1 protein-coding gene is annotated in these 2,879 nt (G+C 26.2%); it reads left to right on the top strand.

Going from position 1 to position 2,879, the window contains the following annotated elements:
* Nucleotides 1-2,761, top strand: a 2,761-nt coding sequence (locus tag D9R21_RS07345) for a hypothetical protein (protein ID WP_158613925.1), incomplete at its 5' end; no start/stop codon positions are given.
* Nucleotides 2,762-2,879: the final 118 nt, after the last annotated feature.

Here is a 2,879-nt window from a genome sequence, read left to right on the forward strand (position 1 = left end):
TTATTTTATTAATAATGATAATAAAGCTGATAACTTTTATACAAAAGAGGTTAAAGTTGGTAAATATTGAGATGCTTATATGATTGATGATAGAAGTTCAATCCAATTCGGTGAAGCTAAATTCGAACAAGTATTTACTCAACAATCAACGGAAAGACAATATACTTTATTAATTTTAGATGAAGATGTAAATAAATTAAATATTAATGATTATTATAATTTTTATACTGTATTTAATGACCGTGGTTTAAATATTGGAGGTGGTGATATTAATTCTGCACCCCAAGATAGACAATGATTATATCCATCAAATGTTATTAATTATTATTCACCTTATGATGGTAGTTTTTTATGACAAGAAATTACCCTTTCAAGTATTAATGACAAAATTAGTCACAGTGGTTTATCAGTAAGACAATTTATTCAAACAAGTGCCCCAGGTGAAGGTTATTGTTTTCCTAAAATAACTTATGATGAAAAATTAAATAAAGGTATTGTTGAATTAGATGACATTTTATTAAAAGACCCAGGGGTTAGAGCAATGGCAGTTAAATTTTATGGTAATCCAATCTTTTTTGATATGCCAGTTATTGGCCGACCAATTATTAAAGGTCAATTTAATAAAAAAGTAATGAACTCCCGTGATTTATTAATGTATAACATGTTTCCTGCTCCACCTGATAAAATAAATACTTATGCTTCACCCGAAGTAAGTTGATATAACATTCAAGGGATACAACCAACTATGATAGCAGGTTATGAAGATTGAAAAAAAGATATGGAAGCAAGATATGATTTTTGAAATCAAAAAAATAGCGAAGGTATTGTTATAACCGACCCTAGTACTACATCAGCAACTAATTCTACTGTTGGTAGAAATATTCATAAAGAAGATAAAGACTCTAAATTTTACTGGTCTAAAGATTGAAAAATAACACCACCCGCAAAAATAAAAACAAACAGTGGCACAGTTGATAATATTATTAGTACGCAAGCCTCATCTTATTTTAGAAGAAAAGATGAATTTGGCAATACAGTAGGACAAGTTCAAATTGAATATAATAAAATGGGTAAATGTAATGTTTGAGATATCTTAAATATTAATAATTTCATTAATCGCCAAATTACCGTATTACCTTTAAACTATACGCAAAAATTAGTTTTTAACCCTTTTACGATACCAGGTGGAGTTGGTAAATTCTTAAACTTTATTTCATTTGGTATTCCATGAGGTTGAGTAATTAATCAAGATGAAAAATCATGGCCTAATTTTCAATGACTTAATGGCTTTATGAGTGCTAATGTTTATAGTTTTTATAATGATGCTTTTTGATCTGACAACTCAAAAGGTAAAGGTTATTTACCATTTGAAATATTTAGAGAACAAGGGAATGATAAAGTTGGTGCTATTTTTGGGGCAAATGCCACTAGTTTAGGTTTTACTACTTTATTAACTGATAAATGCAAAGGTACTGTTTTAACTAATGATGGTAAACCAACTGAAGAATTAATTTATTCAACTTATAATTTAAAACAATTAAATCAAAAAACTAACCGAGTTTATTTAATTAATGAACAAACCAAAGCAGTAGATGCTCAAACACCAGTTAGTGATAGTGAAAAAGATAATGATTTAGAATTCTTACAAACACCAGATGGTACAAATTGTAGTTATATTATTGATATGTTTTCTATTCAAGCATTATATAAAGGTAATTTTGAAATTATATTTTATGCTGATAACCCATATACTAATAATGAAGAAGATTATTTACGCTTATCAGTATGAAGTTTCAGAGGTAAAACAAAAAGTACACTAAATAATTATTTACGCGATATGACAACTAATTATAAAACTAGTTTCTTATTACCACATGATTATGAAGTACCAACATTTAATTACCCACAATATGTCTTACCACCAGTTCCATATAACTACAAACCTTATACAAAAGATATTATGCCTTCTGATGTAGTGTTACCATTAAAAACTAAAATTACCGCTCCAGCACAATGTGGCACAACTGTTTCTTTTCTTTGAAAAAAAGATTTTATTAATTTATTTAGTAATAATTATTATAATGCTTATTATGAAGTAGAAATTGATTTAAAACAAATTTACCCAACAATTCAAAGTATCAGTAAATTTCAAGATGCTTATAAAACTATTGAAATAAGTAATCTAGGTAATTTACAAGTTGAATGTGTGTCACCTGAAATAGAAAATTTTATTCCTAATAGAAATGTTAATTTATCATACGGTAATAATTGTAATATTAATTTTGGTTTATTATCTAATGCAACTTTAAAATTAAACGGTAGAACACAAGTTGATAAAGTTAATTTTGAAAATACAAGAACTTTATATACTGATAATATAACTAATGAAATTAAAACATTTGAACCTATAGCATATACTAATGGATTAACAACTGGATTTGCTTATCAAAGTCGCTATAAATTTGGAAAAACTGATTTAAGTTTATTACTTCAAATAACAAAATTATCCAATAGTGATAATGATAAAATTAAAGAAATAGAATTACAAGCATATTATACTAATGATATGAAATTAAAAATTAGATTTTCAAAAGTAGTTCGCCCAGATTTTTCATCATTTTATTTGGATACATCAACTGGAATTTATTATAGATATTTTGGTAATGATAAAAATATAACAATAGATATTAATAATCCAAATATATTGGGTATTTGCAATAAAAGTGATAACCCAGTTAAAATTACATTTAAACCAAGATAAAAAGAAAAAGAGATTAAATCTACAATGTTTCTTTTAACTGAGAATATGAAATAAAAAACCTTTCTAGGTTATTATTAAATATATAAAGTTAGGAGAAACATTTTTTATATGGCAAAGG

It is taken from the genome of Spiroplasma endosymbiont of Megaselia nigra (genome assembly GCF_003987485.1).
GTDB lineage: Bacteria > Bacillota_I > Bacilli_A > Mycoplasmatales > Mycoplasmataceae > Spiroplasma.